14 protein-coding genes and 2 pseudogenes are annotated in these 14,323 nt (G+C 41.2%); 13 read left to right on the top strand and 3 right to left on the bottom strand.

Annotated features, from left to right (window positions below; all coding sequences use genetic code 11):
* Positions 1 to 39: 39 nt before the first annotated feature.
* On the bottom strand, positions 40 to 1,737 hold the full coding sequence (locus BMZ78_RS15975; protein WP_093231412.1) for a S8 family serine peptidase: 1,698 nt from the start codon (positions 1,735 to 1,737) through the stop codon (positions 40 to 42).
* A gap of 262 nt (positions 1,738 to 1,999) precedes the next feature.
* On the opposite strand from BMZ78_RS15975, the gene BMZ78_RS15970 reads away from it, so the two are divergent.
* The 11 genes and pseudogenes from BMZ78_RS15970 to ppsA all read left to right on the top strand — a co-directional run bounded on the left by BMZ78_RS15970 (position 2,000) and on the right by ppsA (position 10,858).
* On the top strand, positions 2,000 to 2,548 hold the full coding sequence (locus BMZ78_RS15970) for a GNAT family N-acetyltransferase (protein WP_093231411.1): 549 nt from the start codon (positions 2,000 to 2,002) through the stop codon (positions 2,546 to 2,548).
* Between the two features lie 457 nt (positions 2,549 to 3,005).
* Positions 3,006 to 3,324, top strand: a pseudogene (locus BMZ78_RS18615) (transposase).
* Between the two features lie 4 nt (positions 3,325 to 3,328).
* Positions 3,329 to 3,571 (top strand): annotated as a pseudogene (locus tag BMZ78_RS15965) (RNA-guided endonuclease TnpB family protein); the annotation flags it as partial.
* A 195-nt stretch (positions 3,572 to 3,766) separates the two neighbouring features.
* Complete coding sequence (locus BMZ78_RS15960; protein ID WP_093231410.1) at positions 3,767 to 4,243, top strand: DUF2975 domain-containing protein; 477 nt, start codon at positions 3,767 to 3,769, stop codon at positions 4,241 to 4,243.
* A 10-nt stretch (positions 4,244 to 4,253) separates the two neighbouring features.
* Positions 4,254 to 4,475 (top strand): helix-turn-helix domain-containing protein, encoded by a 222-nt coding sequence (locus BMZ78_RS15955; protein WP_033102008.1) that lies wholly within the window; start codon positions 4,254 to 4,256, stop codon positions 4,473 to 4,475.
* Positions 4,475 to 4,660, top strand: a complete 186-nt coding sequence (locus BMZ78_RS19725) for a YhjD family protein (RefSeq protein ID WP_093231409.1) — start codon at positions 4,475 to 4,477, stop codon at positions 4,658 to 4,660. The genes BMZ78_RS15955 and BMZ78_RS19725 overlap by 1 nt, the downstream gene beginning before the upstream one ends.
* A 412-nt stretch (positions 4,661 to 5,072) precedes the next feature.
* Positions 5,073 to 5,543 (top strand): DUF2975 domain-containing protein, encoded by a 471-nt coding sequence (locus BMZ78_RS15945; protein ID WP_093231408.1) that lies wholly within the window; start codon positions 5,073 to 5,075, stop codon positions 5,541 to 5,543.
* A gap of 10 nt (positions 5,544 to 5,553) precedes the next feature.
* Positions 5,554 to 5,775, top strand: a complete 222-nt coding sequence (locus BMZ78_RS15940; protein ID WP_093231407.1) for a helix-turn-helix domain-containing protein — start codon at positions 5,554 to 5,556, stop codon at positions 5,773 to 5,775.
* A gap of 1,177 nt (positions 5,776 to 6,952) precedes the next feature.
* Positions 6,953 to 7,366, top strand: a complete 414-nt coding sequence (locus tag BMZ78_RS15935) for a VOC family protein (protein ID WP_093231406.1) — start codon at positions 6,953 to 6,955, stop codon at positions 7,364 to 7,366.
* 221 nt (positions 7,367 to 7,587) lie between these two features.
* Complete coding sequence (locus tag BMZ78_RS15930) at positions 7,588 to 8,208, top strand: TetR/AcrR family transcriptional regulator (protein WP_245739878.1); 621 nt, start codon at positions 7,588 to 7,590, stop codon at positions 8,206 to 8,208.
* A 22-nt stretch (positions 8,209 to 8,230) separates the two neighbouring features.
* Positions 8,231 to 10,858: a phosphoenolpyruvate synthase gene (gene ppsA / locus BMZ78_RS15925; RefSeq protein ID WP_093231405.1), complete on the top strand. Its 2,628-nt coding sequence runs from the start codon at positions 8,231 to 8,233 to the stop codon at positions 10,856 to 10,858.
* 270 nt (positions 10,859 to 11,128) lie between these two features.
* Here ppsA and BMZ78_RS15920 read toward each other — a convergent pair whose 3' ends face one another.
* A complete protein-coding gene (locus tag BMZ78_RS15920) occupies positions 11,129 to 11,683 on the bottom strand; it encodes a DJ-1/PfpI family protein (RefSeq protein WP_093231404.1) in 555 nt (184 codons plus the stop codon).
* A gap of 261 nt (positions 11,684 to 11,944) precedes the next feature.
* Between BMZ78_RS15920 and BMZ78_RS15915 the strand changes: the two genes are divergently transcribed.
* Positions 11,945 to 12,280 carry a hypothetical protein gene (locus tag BMZ78_RS15915; RefSeq protein ID WP_093231403.1) on the top strand — a complete coding sequence of 112 codons (336 nt, stop codon included), beginning with the start codon at positions 11,945 to 11,947 and terminating at the stop codon, positions 12,278 to 12,280.
* 58 nt (positions 12,281 to 12,338) lie between these two features.
* Here BMZ78_RS15915 and trhA read toward each other — a convergent pair whose 3' ends face one another.
* Positions 12,339 to 12,998: a PAQR family membrane homeostasis protein TrhA gene (gene trhA / locus BMZ78_RS15910; protein WP_093231402.1), complete on the bottom strand. Its 660-nt coding sequence runs from the start codon at positions 12,996 to 12,998 to the stop codon at positions 12,339 to 12,341.
* 373 nt (positions 12,999 to 13,371) lie between these two features.
* Here trhA and BMZ78_RS15905 point away from each other — a divergent pair, with 373 nt between their 5' ends.
* The gene (locus tag BMZ78_RS15905) at positions 13,372 to 14,241 is read left to right on the top strand and encodes an RNA polymerase sigma-70 factor (RefSeq protein ID WP_093231401.1); all 870 of its coding nucleotides are present in this window, start codon (positions 13,372 to 13,374) and stop codon (positions 14,239 to 14,241) included.
* The last annotated feature ends 82 nt before the right edge of the window (positions 14,242 to 14,323 follow it).

The raw sequence follows: 14,323 nt of genomic DNA, 5'->3' as shown, positions 1-14,323 counted from the left end.
GACAGATTCATGATGAACTGTCTATCCTCTGATTATTCATTATGGTTGATCATTCACGACTTTGGTCAGTCCAGATGCACCTGCGCTGATGTCGAAGAAGTAAGATCCCGTTCCGCTGTAAGAGTAGACGCGTAGTTTATACTGTCCTGTTTTTGTCGGTGTGAATGTAATGGTTTCCTGGCGATTGCTTCCAGCAGAAGAAGCGACTTGTGCACCGGTTGGATCATAGAGAGTGATGTCCAGATCTTGCGAGAAGGACCAGTTTGGCATGATAAAGGTAATGGCGATAGGATATTGGGTCGAGTTGACTTGGAAAGTCCATTCATCTTTGTATTTGGATGTATTGATGCTGTCTTGACCAAAGAGATGAGCAGGCAGGGTTGGTCCAGTTCCGCTAAATCCACCCGCTGTCTTGATTGCATCATAACCTTTTAGGTTACCGAAACCGTAGTCAACATCCTTTCCAATAGGTCCAAAGTCGGTAGCCGTTGAAGTGAGCGTGGATTTTACTTGATCGGGTGTGAGGTTCGGATTGGCATCCAGTATCAATGCTGCGGTTCCAGCTGTAAATGGAGTGGCCATACTGGTTCCGCTATAGGTAACGTATCCATTGGTAGAATTTGCTTTCGCTGCCGTAATATTGTACCCTGGAGCGGCAATGTCTGGTTTGATGCGACCGTCTGCTGTTGTACCACGACTGGAGAATGAAGCGAGATTAAATCCTTTTTCACCCGGATCCGCCATTGCCCCAACCGTCAACGCCTTTTCAGCAGCACCTGGCGAACCGATGGTTTTGGTTCCAGGACCAGCATTACCAGCTGCGACTGCTACCACAATCCCAGCGTCGTTGGCCCGGTTTACTGCTTGCGAAGTAGAGTCGCTTCCATCTGAGCTGCCACTTGTTCCTAAGCTTAAATTAATGACTCGAATTCCATAGGTGTCTTTGTTACTGATGGCCCAGTCGATTCCTGCGGTTACAGTACTCATGGAACCGCTTCCGTTTCGGTCGAGTACTTTGATTCCGACGAGGGCCGCTTCGGGTGCCACTCCTTTATAAGCGGAGTTTCCATCACCTGATCCAGCGGCAATACTGGCTACGTGAGTTCCATGACCTTGGTCATCATAAGGCGTTGTTTGATTGTTTACAAAATCCTTCCAACCAATGACTTTTCCACCATCGAGGTCCACGTGCGAAGCGTCAATACCAGTATCGATGATCGCAATGGTTATGTCATTTTTGGAATAGGTCGTTGGGTTTCCATCACGATCACCTGTCACGCCAAAATCCTGTCGGGCTTTGGCAGTACCGTACCAAGTGTTGGCGGTTTGAGATAAAGCTTTGACAGGCTCATCATATTCGACTTGAACTACGTCAGAGTTACTCGCCAATTTTTCAATTTGGGATTTGGTAAGTTTGGCTGACATGGCTGGAATGTTTTTGTAAACATGCTTGGGCGAAAAGTTGGGAACGGCAGATTTTGCTTTTTTCAGGTTGGATGATTGATCCTTGGTTTTAAATGTGACAATAACGGGGATATTTTCAGAGTCACTTGCCTGATCCATTTTGTTTTTTAGATTACTCATATATTTGGTACCTTTGACTTTATAAATCATGGGAGCTGGTTTTTGACTGTTTGGTGGTGCATCTTTTTTTGCGGGAGGTGGAGCAGCCAATGCAAGAGAAGCAAAACCAAGCAGCGAGACAATCGAAACGGATATCACTCGAAAAAATTTCATAATAAATTAAAATCCTCCTTCTTTTAATAACTTATTTTTAATTGAAATAATTGTTACATATATATAATAATATTATTTATGGATTATTACAATATGTCTAAAGACTCTTTTTTTAAATTTGCGTTTGTAGTATAAGAAGTCATATGAAATTAAATATGATTTCTTATGGAAATGATAGATTCAACAATAAAATTTATACAAATAAGAAAATTAAGACTATATGTGAACTAAAGAAATTTATTATGTAGAGAGGAAGTAAGAAATGGACATTTCATTTCAAGCATTCACATCCGAAGTGGATGAACTGATTCATTTTTTAACTTCAGAGACATGGGAATATCATGGTCAGTCGAATTTATCTGCTCAGGAAATCATGACTGCTTATCAAAATGAAAAATACACGGGAGATGGAAATCAGACGTTTTGGATTTTGTTTGGGGAGAAAAAGGCAGGCCTTATTCGAATTTTTGATCTGCACGATCCAACCCCATTATTTGATTTACGGATTTTGAAATCATACAGAGGAAGGGAGATCGGAGAAGTAGCAGTTAAATGGTTAACTGATTATATATTTACTCATTATCCAGAAAAAACAAGAATAGAAGGAACTACGAGACAGGATAACTGGGCCATGCGGAAAGTTTTCCATAAGTGCGGTTTTGTCAAAGAATCCCATTATCGCAAAGCGTGGCCATCACAAGATGGAAGAATATATGATGCGGTTGGTTATGCGATTTTAAGAGAGGATTGGGAAGAAAAGAAGACGACGCCTGTTGATTGGAATGACTTTGAGTATGAACATAACTTTTAGGTAAAAGAGCTAGCTGGATAAGTATTTCAATTTGGGTATGGATGAGCGAATAAGGATAGATTCCATCGTTTTAGATAATGGAAGGGGCTGACTCAAAAGGTTAAGAGTCAGCCCCTTTTTAGTCAATATACTTACTGAACTATCGAATCCCATGTCCATTAAGACATATTAATCGAACTGTGCTCCAATCCGAAAAAGCTGTTCTAAGCTCGATTAATTTTTCTATTCCTAAGTCAAAGGAACCTTTTAATTGTATTAGCTCGTCATGTGAAATTTTATTTAATTCATATTTAAAAGAACAAATTTCTGGATTTACAGAAATGCCGCCTGAAAGCCCACTGGCTTTAGCCATGGGATGAAAGGTGGCGTTGCTCGGTATCCCCTTCATAGGGATGCTTAGAGCAACCATTTTTTATTTTTTGTTGTAGTTTGAATATTAAATCTATAAAATTATAGTATAAGTCAAGAGTATAGACGAACAAAAACGGCTGTATCGCTGTATCATTGATTAACTATCATTTTGTTTTTTTATCTTAGATATCGCCGTTAGGTACTGGTAAACAAAGTAGAAGAACGATTTAAGGAGATTGTAGAGCAAATCTGCAAGGAAAATATTATGGCGAAATTGAAAGAGGTGACTTCCAAATCGCAAGAAATTCTCGCATCTGAACCATTTGCGAAGCCTTTGGACTCGTTCCTTCTTTGGCAGTACTGATCGAAATGTGTCCGGTGAAACGCTGAAGCAGTATCTGGAATCTCAAAAGAAAAGGGGGTGAATGGATGCCAACGATCACACTCAGGTTAACTCAAACCAAACAGGAAATGTATCAGCGAATGACGGTAATAAACACAGCATTTGCTAACTGGCTACTTGTTCACCCAGAGGTGAACAAGGCAACCAGTAAGATTTTCAAAGAGTTTTCTCATGGAAAATTTCCGTCTGCTGTAGTGAACCAGACGATTCGGGAAGTCAAGTCAAAAAAGAAAAACCAAAACACGAAATCATTCAAAAAGCTATGGTGTTACCTTTTTCAGTTTGATTACCACTTATTTCCGAAATGGCACTAAAATCGGTCAATGCTCCCTCTACCCCTCTTGGTGAAACCGTGTATTCTGTTTTCCTTCTCGTTTGTATCAAAAATCGATAAAAATGTATTACAAAACGATAAGGACTGTTTTATAATCAAATTAACAATTTATAAGTGAGGTGCTTTTTATATGAAGGAAACACTCTTTTTAAAGCTAGCTGTTATTTTTATAGGAATCCTAGTTCTTGCATTGTGCATATTTTTGGTGCCTAAGATCGGGAATTTTGCTGGAGAATTGTATCCAGATATTGATTATATGAAATCTCTCGTTTTAATCGATATGTACGCGGCAGCGATACCTTTTTACTTTGCTCTGTATCAAGCTTTTAAACTTTTAAGCTATATTGATAAGAAGCAAGCGTTCTCGGAATTATCGGTAAAGGCTTTAAAGAATATAAAATACTGTGCCATTACGATCAGTACCGTGTACCTGCTAGGTATGCCACTCTACTATCTCATGGCGGAAAGAGTTGACCCTCCAAGTTTCATACCAATCGGATTGGTCATTATTTTCGCCTCTATGGTGATCGCCGTTTTTGCTAATGTTCTCCAAAGACTTTTACAAGAAGCTATTAATATAAAATCAGAAAATGATTTAACGGTCTGAGGTGAATAACGTGGCAATTATAATCAATCTTGATGTGATGCTGGCTAAAAGAAAAATGAGCCTCTCCGAACTTTCGGAGAGGGTTGGAATAACGATGGCTAATCTTTCTATATTGAAAAATGGAAAGGCAAAAGCGATTCGATTATCAACTTTAGATGCGATTTGTAAGGCTTTAGAATGTCAGCCTGGAGATATTTTAGAATACAAAAGTGACGAAGACACTCAAGGATAATGTTGCTGAAAGTTTTGACTTATGATCGGAATCATATGGGGCATCTGAAGTTTGCAGATGTTTATAGGCAAATGCTTGACAAGATCATGGATGAGATCATGAAAGAAATGGCCGAATTACGCCGTTACCTCAGACAATCTCCAGGAAGGATCATTGAGACAAAAAGGAGTATGGCAATTACGTAGTCGGTTACACATACAAGGGATATCAATTCAAAGTGAAGTATTTAAAGGAGTACATTCGTGTTGAATGCGGTGAGATCCTAAAGGAATACTTGAGACGATGCTTACCCGGTGGGTAGGCTTTTTTTTATGGAGTAGTCAAATAAACAGAAAAGGCCGCCTAATCGACGGAATAACCAAAATCGAAGAGACTACCAGCACAAAGGTAAGCAAAAGAGTTTCATTTTATTCTCCTTGCATGTTGAAAATAAATAAAATTCTTAATAATATATTTAATTCCCTTTTTTGGGCTGGTTTAATCAGATTATGTATATTCGTTTACATAAAAAAATATCGTAAAAGGATAAAAATATATTGTAAAACGATAAATTGTGTATTAAAATCAGATTGACAAAAATAAGCGGAGGTGCTTTATATGAAACCAGAAACTCTCTTTTTAAAGATAGTTGTTTGTCTTATTGGAATTACGGTACTTGCTATGTTTATATTTGTGTCACCTTTTATAGCATATGAATTAGCAAAAGGGTTGGATTGGTTGTTAGTTTTGTTTGTAATAGATTTGTATGCATCGGCAATACCGTTTTTCGTTGCATTGTATCATACTTTAAGACTTTTAAGCTATATTGATAAGAACATTGCTTTCTCGGAATTATCTGTTAGGTCTTTAAAGTATATAAAATACTGTGCATTCACATTCAGTATGTTGTATGTGTCAGCCTTGCCAATGTTCTATCTCTGGGCGAAGGGAGCGGGTGCCCCAGGTGTCATGTTATTTGGATTGGTCATTATTCTTGCTTCAATTGTGATTGCAGTCTTTGCTTCTATTCTTCAAAAACTATTAAAAAATGCCATAGATATAAAATCAGAAAATGATTTAACGGTCTAAGGTGAATAACGTGGCAATTATAATCAATCTTGATGTGATGCTGGCTAAAAGAAAAATGAGCCTCTCCGAACTTTCGGAGAGGGTTGGAATAACGATGGCTAATCTTTCTATATTGAAAAATGGAAAGGCAAAAGCGATTCGATTTTCAACTTTAGAGGCGATTTGTAAGGCTTTAGAATGTCAGCCTGGAGATATTTTAGAATACAAAAGTGACGAAGACACTAAAGGATAATGTTGAAATTTACTTAACGTACAAAATTTCCGAAATGTTGGCGGTACACCTTTTCTTGGTTTATTTGCGGCAAAATCGCCCTTCGCTACCTCCACCCCTAGTAGGGGTAGAAGGAGCATCCGACTGATTTTACCGCCATCTGCCCAAGAAATAGAAAAAGACTTGAGCCGCTTAGGTACTCAAGTCTTTTTATTTTCGAGATCAAGTCGTTGCCTTTTGTTTATTCCAAAATGGATTCAATGATACAACTGTTGCCACACCATGTATCGGCAGAAGAGCTAAGAAGTTAAAGTTCTAATTCCAAAAAGGATTCAATGATACCCTCCGCCATTCTTAGTTTCTGAGAGTTTTCGTCCCTGAAACCCCTTGATTTTTCGTGTTCCATAAACCTCTGGAACAGGCAAAATCATGGGGGGTTCATGGAAAATCGGGAACATCTAACCAAATCATTTATTTTTTTATTATAACATTCATCACCCTATCTTTCAAAAAACATAATTTTTTACGTCTATTCATCCAATTTGTTCCTGTAAACTCTCTGGATTATATGGAATTTCCTACTATAAAACGTAATAACTGTATCTGATTTTCCACAAACCTCTACCCTAAAGAGGAATGAGAGAAAGGGAATAAAAGTAACCAAAATCAAGTTTTCTATGAGCCGCCCGCGGTGAACCACGTATTACATAGACACACGCCCCCCCGTGTCAGGGCGCAGGCTCCAAAAAGAAAAGCTCTAGCCAAACTGAGCCAAATATCCCCGATCCATCCGAGAGACTCCATCAGAAATGGTCATAGTGGGAATCAACTATCAAAGCTATGTGCTCCCATTCAATCCACACTTCAGATAAGAAAGCAGAAAATCCCCTATTTTGAATTTCTACGGATACACATATACTTGGGTAACGTTTTTCTATTTCAACGAGTGTCATTTCAATATAAGATAAACCGTCCGTTGAATTTAATCTGAACATTGAACAACCAACCCCAATGTTTTAGTTACTATTGTACCATTGGAAAAGCAAAGTCACAGAGGTATTTTCATTTTTTACCGCTTTTACTCCTTTCACTTTCCCAGAACATCCGTTTTTATATCCAACGGTGATGAATCACGCAAGGAAATCCATCCATAATAAAAAAAGAGTAAAAATCCTAAATGGAAGGAAGTTAATAACTCATGATTAATGTAAAGATCAATCCGTATCTTTATTTGCCGGGGAATAGTGAGAAAGCAATGAATTACTACAAGAATATTTTAGGAGGAGAGATCGTCACCCTCCAACGCTATCGGGATGTACCAGATATCCCTGGCTCTGAAGATAATCAGGATAAAATTTTGCACGGACATCTAAAAATAGGAGACCAATCGATTTATTTCTCAGATTGGCTGGAAAACAATTCTATTACATTTGGAAATCAAGTAAGTCTTACTATGGAGTTTACGGAAGTAGACGCGATTGAAAAAGTGTTTCATGCATTATCTGAAGGTGGGAAAGTCCTTATGCCTCTTCAGGATACATTTTGGGGAGCAAAATATGGGAAGCTTACGGATCAATTCGGGGTGAATTGGGACTTAAACTGTCAATTGTAGTTTGTTGGGGCCTCCGTATATCGCCATCATGCTTGGAAAAAAGATACAGCCAAGACGAAAAAACGCTATTCAGAGATCGAAGAAAGAATGGCGTTTTTTCGTCTTGGCTGAATTTGGGGTGTCGGGTAGGGCAGGCTCTGAAAGGAGCTTAAAATATATTGACCGATTAGTCAGCATGTAATATGATTATACTAACCGTATGGTCAGCATAATGAAAGGAGATGAAACCCCTGCCTTTACAACTTTATGAAAAAGAACAAATCTTGGACGCCTGTTTGGCTGTATTTGCCCGTCACGGATATGAAAAGACCTCGACCGCGATGTTGGCAGAGGCAGCTGGCATATCCAAAGCCCTGATTTTTCATCACTTCAAGAGCAAGAAGGGATTGTATCTCAGTGTATTGGATCGATGCCTTGAAAAAGTGAAAGCTGAACTTCACTTTGATGATCTGCCGGAATACTGGGACTTTTTTGAAGCCATAGACCAATTCAGCCGCATCGAACTGGATTACTTCAAAAAAAATCCCGATGAGTACAAATTGTTGATGGAAGCCCTTTATGCGACGCCAAAAGAACTGAAGGCGGATATTGAAGAAAAAATGGGTTCAATGATGGCCGCCAGGAATAAGGTTTTGGAGCAATTGTTTGACAAAGTCCCACTTAAAGAAGGTGTGGATCGCAGGCAGGCATTTGAACTGATCTGGATCACAGTGAAACATATTGAAAACAAGGTCTTAACGGAGGAAGCGGATAAAACCAAATTGGATGAAAAATATGTGGAACGCATCATCGATGAGATGAACCGTTTTCTGGCCATGATCCGATATGGAATAGAACAATAAATACAATGGAGGGGTATTCGGTATGCCTTCATATGTACTTGGATTTCAGGAGATCGACAAAACCAGGCACATGCTCGTTGGGGGAAAAGGCTTCAACTTGGGGGAACTATCAAGGATAGAGGGAATACGGGTACCGGAGGGTTTTTGTGTCACTACCGAGGCCTATAAGAGAGCGATAACATATAACAAAGAGTTTCAGGCATTGCTGGATCAACTTTCGGCTCTAAAGTTGGAAGACAGGGAGCGAATCCGTGAAATCAGCGGAAAGATCCGCAAGGTCATCGAAGAGGTGGAAATCCCCCCGGACATAACGGAAGAGGTCGCTGGCTATCTCACCAAACTCGGTGAGAAGCATGCCTATGCCGTACGTTCCAGCGCCACGGCCGAGGATCTTCCGCTAACCTCTTTTGCAGGCCAGCATGATACGTATTTGAACATCGTGGGAAAAGAGGCGATCCTGCGGCATATCCGCAAGTGCTGGGCATCCCTGTTTACCGAGCGGGCGGTGATCTACCGCATGCAAAACGGATTCGACCATCGCAAGGTCTATTTGTCTGTCGTTATCCAGCGTATGGTTTTCCCGCAGGCTTCGGGGATTTTATTTACAGCCGATCCCGTCACCTCCAACCGGAAGGTGCTGTCCATCGATGCCAGCTTTGGGCTTGGCGAGGCGCTCGTCTCAGGCTTAGTGTCTGCAGATAACTACAAGGTGCGTGAGGGAAGAATTATCGAGAAGACGGTCTCCACCAAGAAATTGGCTGTTTATGCATTAAAAGAAGGGGGTACAGAGGAACGGGAGATTGAGCCCGACTGGCAGAATAGGCAGACACTGACGGATGAGCAGATTTTGCAATTGGAACGTATAGGCCGAAAGATCGAAGCCCATTTTGCCTGCCCCCAGGACATCGAATGGTGCCTTTTTGAGGATGCGTTCTATATTGTGCAGAGCCGCCCGATCACCACTTTATACCCGATCCCGGACGTGAATGATGGGAAGAACCGTGTCTATATGTCGTTCGGCCATCAGCAGATGATGACAGATGCCATCAAACCATTGGGTATATCCTTTCTTCGGTTTTTATCGGATAATGTTCCATTGGTCTGTGCCGGTGGAAGGCTGTTTATCGATCTCACCCACGATTTGGCTTCGCCCATCGGCCGGAGAATCGTACTCAGTATGATGCGCAAGCACGAACCTCTAATGCATAACGCAATCTTGAGTTTAATGAAGCGGAAGGATTTTATGAAATCATTGCCGTGCAGCAAAAGAGTTTACAGCATGCGCACAGAGGGGCTATCTTGGGCTCTTCTTATTGAAGCGATTAAAATTTACCGAAGAAACGACGTATCGATCATTCAAAATCTTATTTCCGAGTCCGAGAAATCGATAAGAGATTTTCAGCAAAGAATCGCAAACGTATCTGGAGATGAGCTGTTTGCATTTATTTTACAGGATCAACATCAATTGAAGAAAATGCTCTATGATCCACGAAGCTATGGAGCGATCATGGTGGGGCTGTATGCAGCGAACTGGCTCAATCAGAAAATGGAAAAATGGTTGGGGGAAAAGAATGTAGCCGACACGCTTTCCCAATCGGTATCCAATAACGTTACATCTGAAATGGGGCTGGCGCTCTTGGATGTATCGGACGTCGTCCGGCAATATCCGGCGGTGTTGGAATACTTTGATCATGCCAAGGATGAGACCTTTTTTGAGGATCTGGCCCAACTGGAAGGCGGCGATGCGGTCATCAAAGCCTTGAGGGCATACCTTAAAAAATACGGCATGCGTTGTCCCGGGGAGATCGATATCACCAAGCCCCGTTGGATTGAACAGCCAACCGCACTGATCCCCATGATTCTCAACAACATCAAGAATTTTGAACCAAATGCGCGCAACGTCAAATTTGAGCAAGGACGGCTGAAAGCCGAGCAGAAGGAGCAGGAGCTTTTAAGCCGTTTGGAGCAGTTGCCGGGTGGCAAACGAAAAGCCAAAAAAACAAAGAAGATGATCAGCGTTTTGCGCAATTTTATTGGCTATCGGGAATATCCAAAGTATGCCTTTATCAAACGGTACTACATTTATAAACAGGCGTTGCTGAAGGAGGCCGAACGGCTCGTGGAAAAGGGCGTCATCAGGGAGAAGGAGGATATCTACTATCTGTCGTTTGAGGAACTTCGGGAGGCCGTTCGTACAAACCGGCTGGATTACAGCATCATAACCAGGAGAAAAGAGGAGTACGAAGTCTATGAGAAGTTGACCCCGCCTCGGATCTTAACATCAGAGGGCGAGTGTATCGTTGGCGAATACAACACCGACAATATCCCCGCAGGCGCTTTGGCGGGTATCCCCGTCTCATCCGGCATTGTCGAGGGCCGCGCGCGTGTCATTTTAAAGATGGAGGACGCCAACAACATAGAGGATGGCGATATCCTGGTCACGGCATTCACTGATCCCAGCTGGACGCCGTTGTTTGTATCTGTCAAGGGACTGGTGACGGAAGTAGGCGGGCTGATGACCCATGGTTCCGTTATTGCGCGCGAATACGGTCTTCCGGCAGTCGTAGGGGTGGATAACGCCACGAAACTGATCAAAGACGGACAGCGGATCCGCGTGAACGGAACAGAAGGGTATGTAGAACTGTTGTGACTTGGGATGGCCGCGAGATTGCTGGCAAACCCCAACCTTTTCTTCGGAAAAGGAATGGGGTTTGTTGTCAATCTCAAGCTTTTTTAAAAGTATCTATCCTTTAGCAAACCATCAGTTAATAGAAAGAAGCCTATTATTTATTGGTTGATAGAAAAAGCGATCTGTTCGTTGAGCATATCAATCGCTTCCAAGACTGATTCAGGGCGGAATATAATGAAAAGAGAGAAAAAATAAAACCCCCTCGAAAACCGAGAGGGTTTACCTTGCCATTTAGCGTTGATTGAGCAGCTTCAAGAATTCTTTCATGAAGCCAGGCAGATCTGGCCAAGCATGTCCAGAAACGAGGTTGCCTTCTACATGGAGAGTTTCAGTAACATAGGTTGCACCGAGTTGCTCCACTTCCGGGCGACAAGTAGTGAATGCGGTGAATTGGCGTCCCTTGACCACTTCAGGTACAACGCTGAACACTAAAGCGGCATGACAAATGGCCCCAACTGGTTTGTTGTTTTCAAAAAAGTGTTTGACAATACCTGGAACCTCTTTTTCCATTCGAATATATTCTGGTGCGCGTCCACCCGGGATGATCAGGCCGTCATATTCTTCAGGACGAACATCAGCAAAAGCGATATGTGCATCCAAGCCATAGCCCCATTTCTCGGTGAATGTATCCATGGCTGGCTCGAAGTCATGCACAACCGTTTGCAATTTTTTCTTTTTCGGTGCAGCAATAACTGCTTCATGTCCTTCTTCCAGCAAGCGGTAATAAGGATAGAAGATCTCTAACGCTTCTACCGCATCTCCAGTCAGGATGAGAACTTTTGCCATAAGGATCACCTCTTCTATGTAATTGTGATTTCGTTAGATACATTACCCATATGGGTTTGTTGTAAAACGCGAGTATCCATTTGATCAGATGGATAATTAAGGAATAAATATACTTTTATTATATAATAAATACCTATATATGCAAATTTGAAAATTTGTTATGAGATGAGCTAACACTGAGGAATTATATAAAATGCAGCGAAACAGGTAATGTTCTATTTTTGTGATTGTTTGATTATCTATAGATCAGGAGGTGGTTTGATGAAAAAATGGGTGATTTCCCTTGTGACCATGTTATCGCTTTTTGCATTTTCCACATCAACTTATGCCGACAGTCATCATTTAGAAATGAAACCGGGAGTGTTAGAGCTTACAACTGGAATCATAGCGGTGAACCAGGGTGAAACCCTTCACCTCATCGTGGATTATGTAAAAGGGCCGGACTTTACTTGGAAAATAAAAGGGGACACTGGATTTGTCGTAACAGGTAAGAACGCCGATGCCAATGTGTATTTAGGTGTTCCGCCTGGCAACTATCATCTTCAATTTTCGTGTCAATCGGGAAAATGCACTGCCTCAGGGGAAATGAGCAAATAAGGATCATATTTCATAAGCATTCAAAAACCGTCGAGTAAAGTCGACGGTTTTTTAAAATTCAAGATTTCAGTCCCAATGGGATAATATACAAAACCATCATTACAAAGTGAGTGATCGTTCCAGCCATCACAAACAGGTGAAAAATCTCGTGAAAACCAAACCGATCAGGGAAAAAGTCAAAGCACTTGGTCGCGTAAATAATCGCTCCGATTGTGTAGAAAACACCACCTGTAAACATGAGAACAATCGCACCAACCGGTAATTGTTGAATCAGCTGAACGAATGGAATGACGGCGATCCACCCAAGCGTGACATAAAAGGAAGTAGAGACGATGCGTGGTGCTTCAATAAAGTAGATCTTTAAAAAGATCCCAATTATGGCTAAAATCCATACAGAAGCCAACATCAGCCATTTCCAAAATCCATGCAATCCATAATAAAAAACGGGCGTATATGAACCAGCGATCAGCAAATAAATGGCACAATGATCCAATTTCTTCAACAGCAATTCCTTTTTGGGGGTTGCTTTTACCCAGTGGTACAGAGAACTTGCCCCATACAAGAGAATGACACTCACACCGTAAATCGTCATCGTTATCAATGTTGAAACATTTTCATAACTCAGTTTGATCAAAAAGCCGAGCCCGACAATCGCCGCCAAAAAAGTAATAAAATGCGTCCAAGTGCTAACGGGCTCTTTCATCTTTAACCATTTCATTCAATAAAAAACCTCCTGGTTTATGCGGATCAAATAGACCCTGTTGATGGGGATGATTTCCATTTCCTTCAGTGATCATGATCCTTCCAAAGTTAGGCTGTAAAACTTATTTACCACTATTGGTCATGATCTAAAACCCAACAAGTCTAATAGGACTAGCTTACCATAGGATAAAGCTATAAACAAAGGAAAAAAGGATTTGGATGCGAATCTTCATAAATCGATGGTTATGACACTTCACACAGCTGAATCCATGGGAATATGAGGCATTTGTGTCCTCATGATCCGTGAAATATCTATCATTCCAGTGGACAAAGAATTCTTCATATCTTGACAGACCAAACTTAACTCAGAAAAAGAAAGGTATATGCATATGAAAATAGAGTCTCTCTACCAAACATATAAACCGCTTCTTTTTTCCATTGCCTATCATATGCTTGGTTCGGTTTCGGACGCGGAAGATGTCGTACAGGAATGTTTCCTCGCTGTGTATCAGTTGGATGAAGATACCATTCGAGATATGAAAGCTTACTTGAGCAAAATGGTAACGAACCGCTGTATCAATCTTTTAAAATCGGCACGCAAAAAAAGAGAGGTATATGTTGGCGAATGGCTCCCCGAACCCCTCGTGCAGGATGTAAAGCATGGACCACAGGATCAAGTTGAATGTGAAGAGACGATTTCTTATGCAGTCCTCATTTTACTGGAGAATTTTTCGCCTCCAGAAAGGGCGGTTTTTGTCCTTCGGGAAGTATTTGGCTATACTTACCGGGAGATTGCCAGTATATTGGAGAGATCTGAAGCCAGTTGTCGAAAGATATATAGCCGTTTGAAACAAAGAATGCAGCAGCTGGATCCTGCTACGGATTCCATAAAGATAAAACACGAGGGAAAACGAGTCAAAGAATTCATCAATGCTCTTGTGGATGGAAAGATAGAAAAAATTCTGGAGTTGTTGACAGAAGACGTTGTATTCATCTCCGATGGTGGCGGCAAAGTCAAAGCGGCAATCAATCCGATTGTGGGCAGGTCGCGGGTACTGGCCCTGCTTGGAGGTATTGCTAAGCGATTTGTACATATAGAAGCACATCTGCAGATGATTAATGGTCAAGTGGGTATCTTGTTTATCCGCGAAAATGAAATCGTTGCGGTTATGTGTTTTGACATGGATCCAAAAACAGAGCGTTTCCAGAAGATCTATTTTGTCTTGAACCCCGATAAACTGAAACATATCCACCTTTGAATCCAAAAAAAGAGAGAGTTTTTGGTAACTCTCTCTTTTTGTTGTCACAAAATGAGAACTTCAATTGTCTTAAGGGTGAAAA

Source organism: Thermoflavimicrobium dichotomicum, from assembly GCF_900114055.1.
Classification (GTDB): domain Bacteria; phylum Bacillota; class Bacilli; order Thermoactinomycetales; family Thermoactinomycetaceae; genus Thermoflavimicrobium; species Thermoflavimicrobium dichotomicum.
The sequence above is the reverse complement of the archived record's forward strand: the minus strand, read 5'-3'. Positions and strand labels throughout refer to the sequence as shown.

What these genes read in the sequence shown, in the direction of transcription:
- BMZ78_RS15975 (WP_093231412.1), bottom strand. Translation starts at nt 1,737, where the DNA reads ATGAAATTTTTTCGAGTGATATCCGTTTCGATTGTCTCGCTGCTTGGT.
- BMZ78_RS15970 (WP_093231411.1), top strand. Translation starts at nt 2,000, where the DNA reads ATGGACATTTCATTTCAAGCATTCACATCCGAAGTGGATGAACTGATT.
- BMZ78_RS15960 (WP_093231410.1), top strand. Translation starts at nt 3,767, where the DNA reads ATGAAGGAAACACTCTTTTTAAAGCTAGCTGTTATTTTTATAGGAATC.
- BMZ78_RS19725 (WP_093231409.1), top strand. Translation starts at nt 4,475, where the DNA reads ATGTTGCTGAAAGTTTTGACTTATGATCGGAATCATATGGGGCATCTG.
- BMZ78_RS15945 (WP_093231408.1), top strand. Translation starts at nt 5,073, where the DNA reads ATGAAACCAGAAACTCTCTTTTTAAAGATAGTTGTTTGTCTTATTGGA.
- BMZ78_RS15935 (WP_093231406.1), top strand. Translation starts at nt 6,953, where the DNA reads ATGATTAATGTAAAGATCAATCCGTATCTTTATTTGCCGGGGAATAGT.
- BMZ78_RS15930 (WP_245739878.1), top strand. Translation starts at nt 7,588, where the DNA reads ATGAAACCCCTGCCTTTACAACTTTATGAAAAAGAACAAATCTTGGAC.
- ppsA (WP_093231405.1), top strand. Translation starts at nt 8,231, where the DNA reads ATGCCTTCATATGTACTTGGATTTCAGGAGATCGACAAAACCAGGCAC.
- BMZ78_RS15920 (WP_093231404.1), bottom strand. Translation starts at nt 11,683, where the DNA reads ATGGCAAAAGTTCTCATCCTGACTGGAGATGCGGTAGAAGCGTTAGAG.
- BMZ78_RS15915 (WP_093231403.1), top strand. Translation starts at nt 11,945, where the DNA reads ATGAAAAAATGGGTGATTTCCCTTGTGACCATGTTATCGCTTTTTGCA.
- trhA (WP_093231402.1), bottom strand. Translation starts at nt 12,998, where the DNA reads ATGAAATGGTTAAAGATGAAAGAGCCCGTTAGCACTTGGACGCATTTT.
- BMZ78_RS15905 (WP_093231401.1), top strand. Translation starts at nt 13,372, where the DNA reads ATGAAAATAGAGTCTCTCTACCAAACATATAAACCGCTTCTTTTTTCC.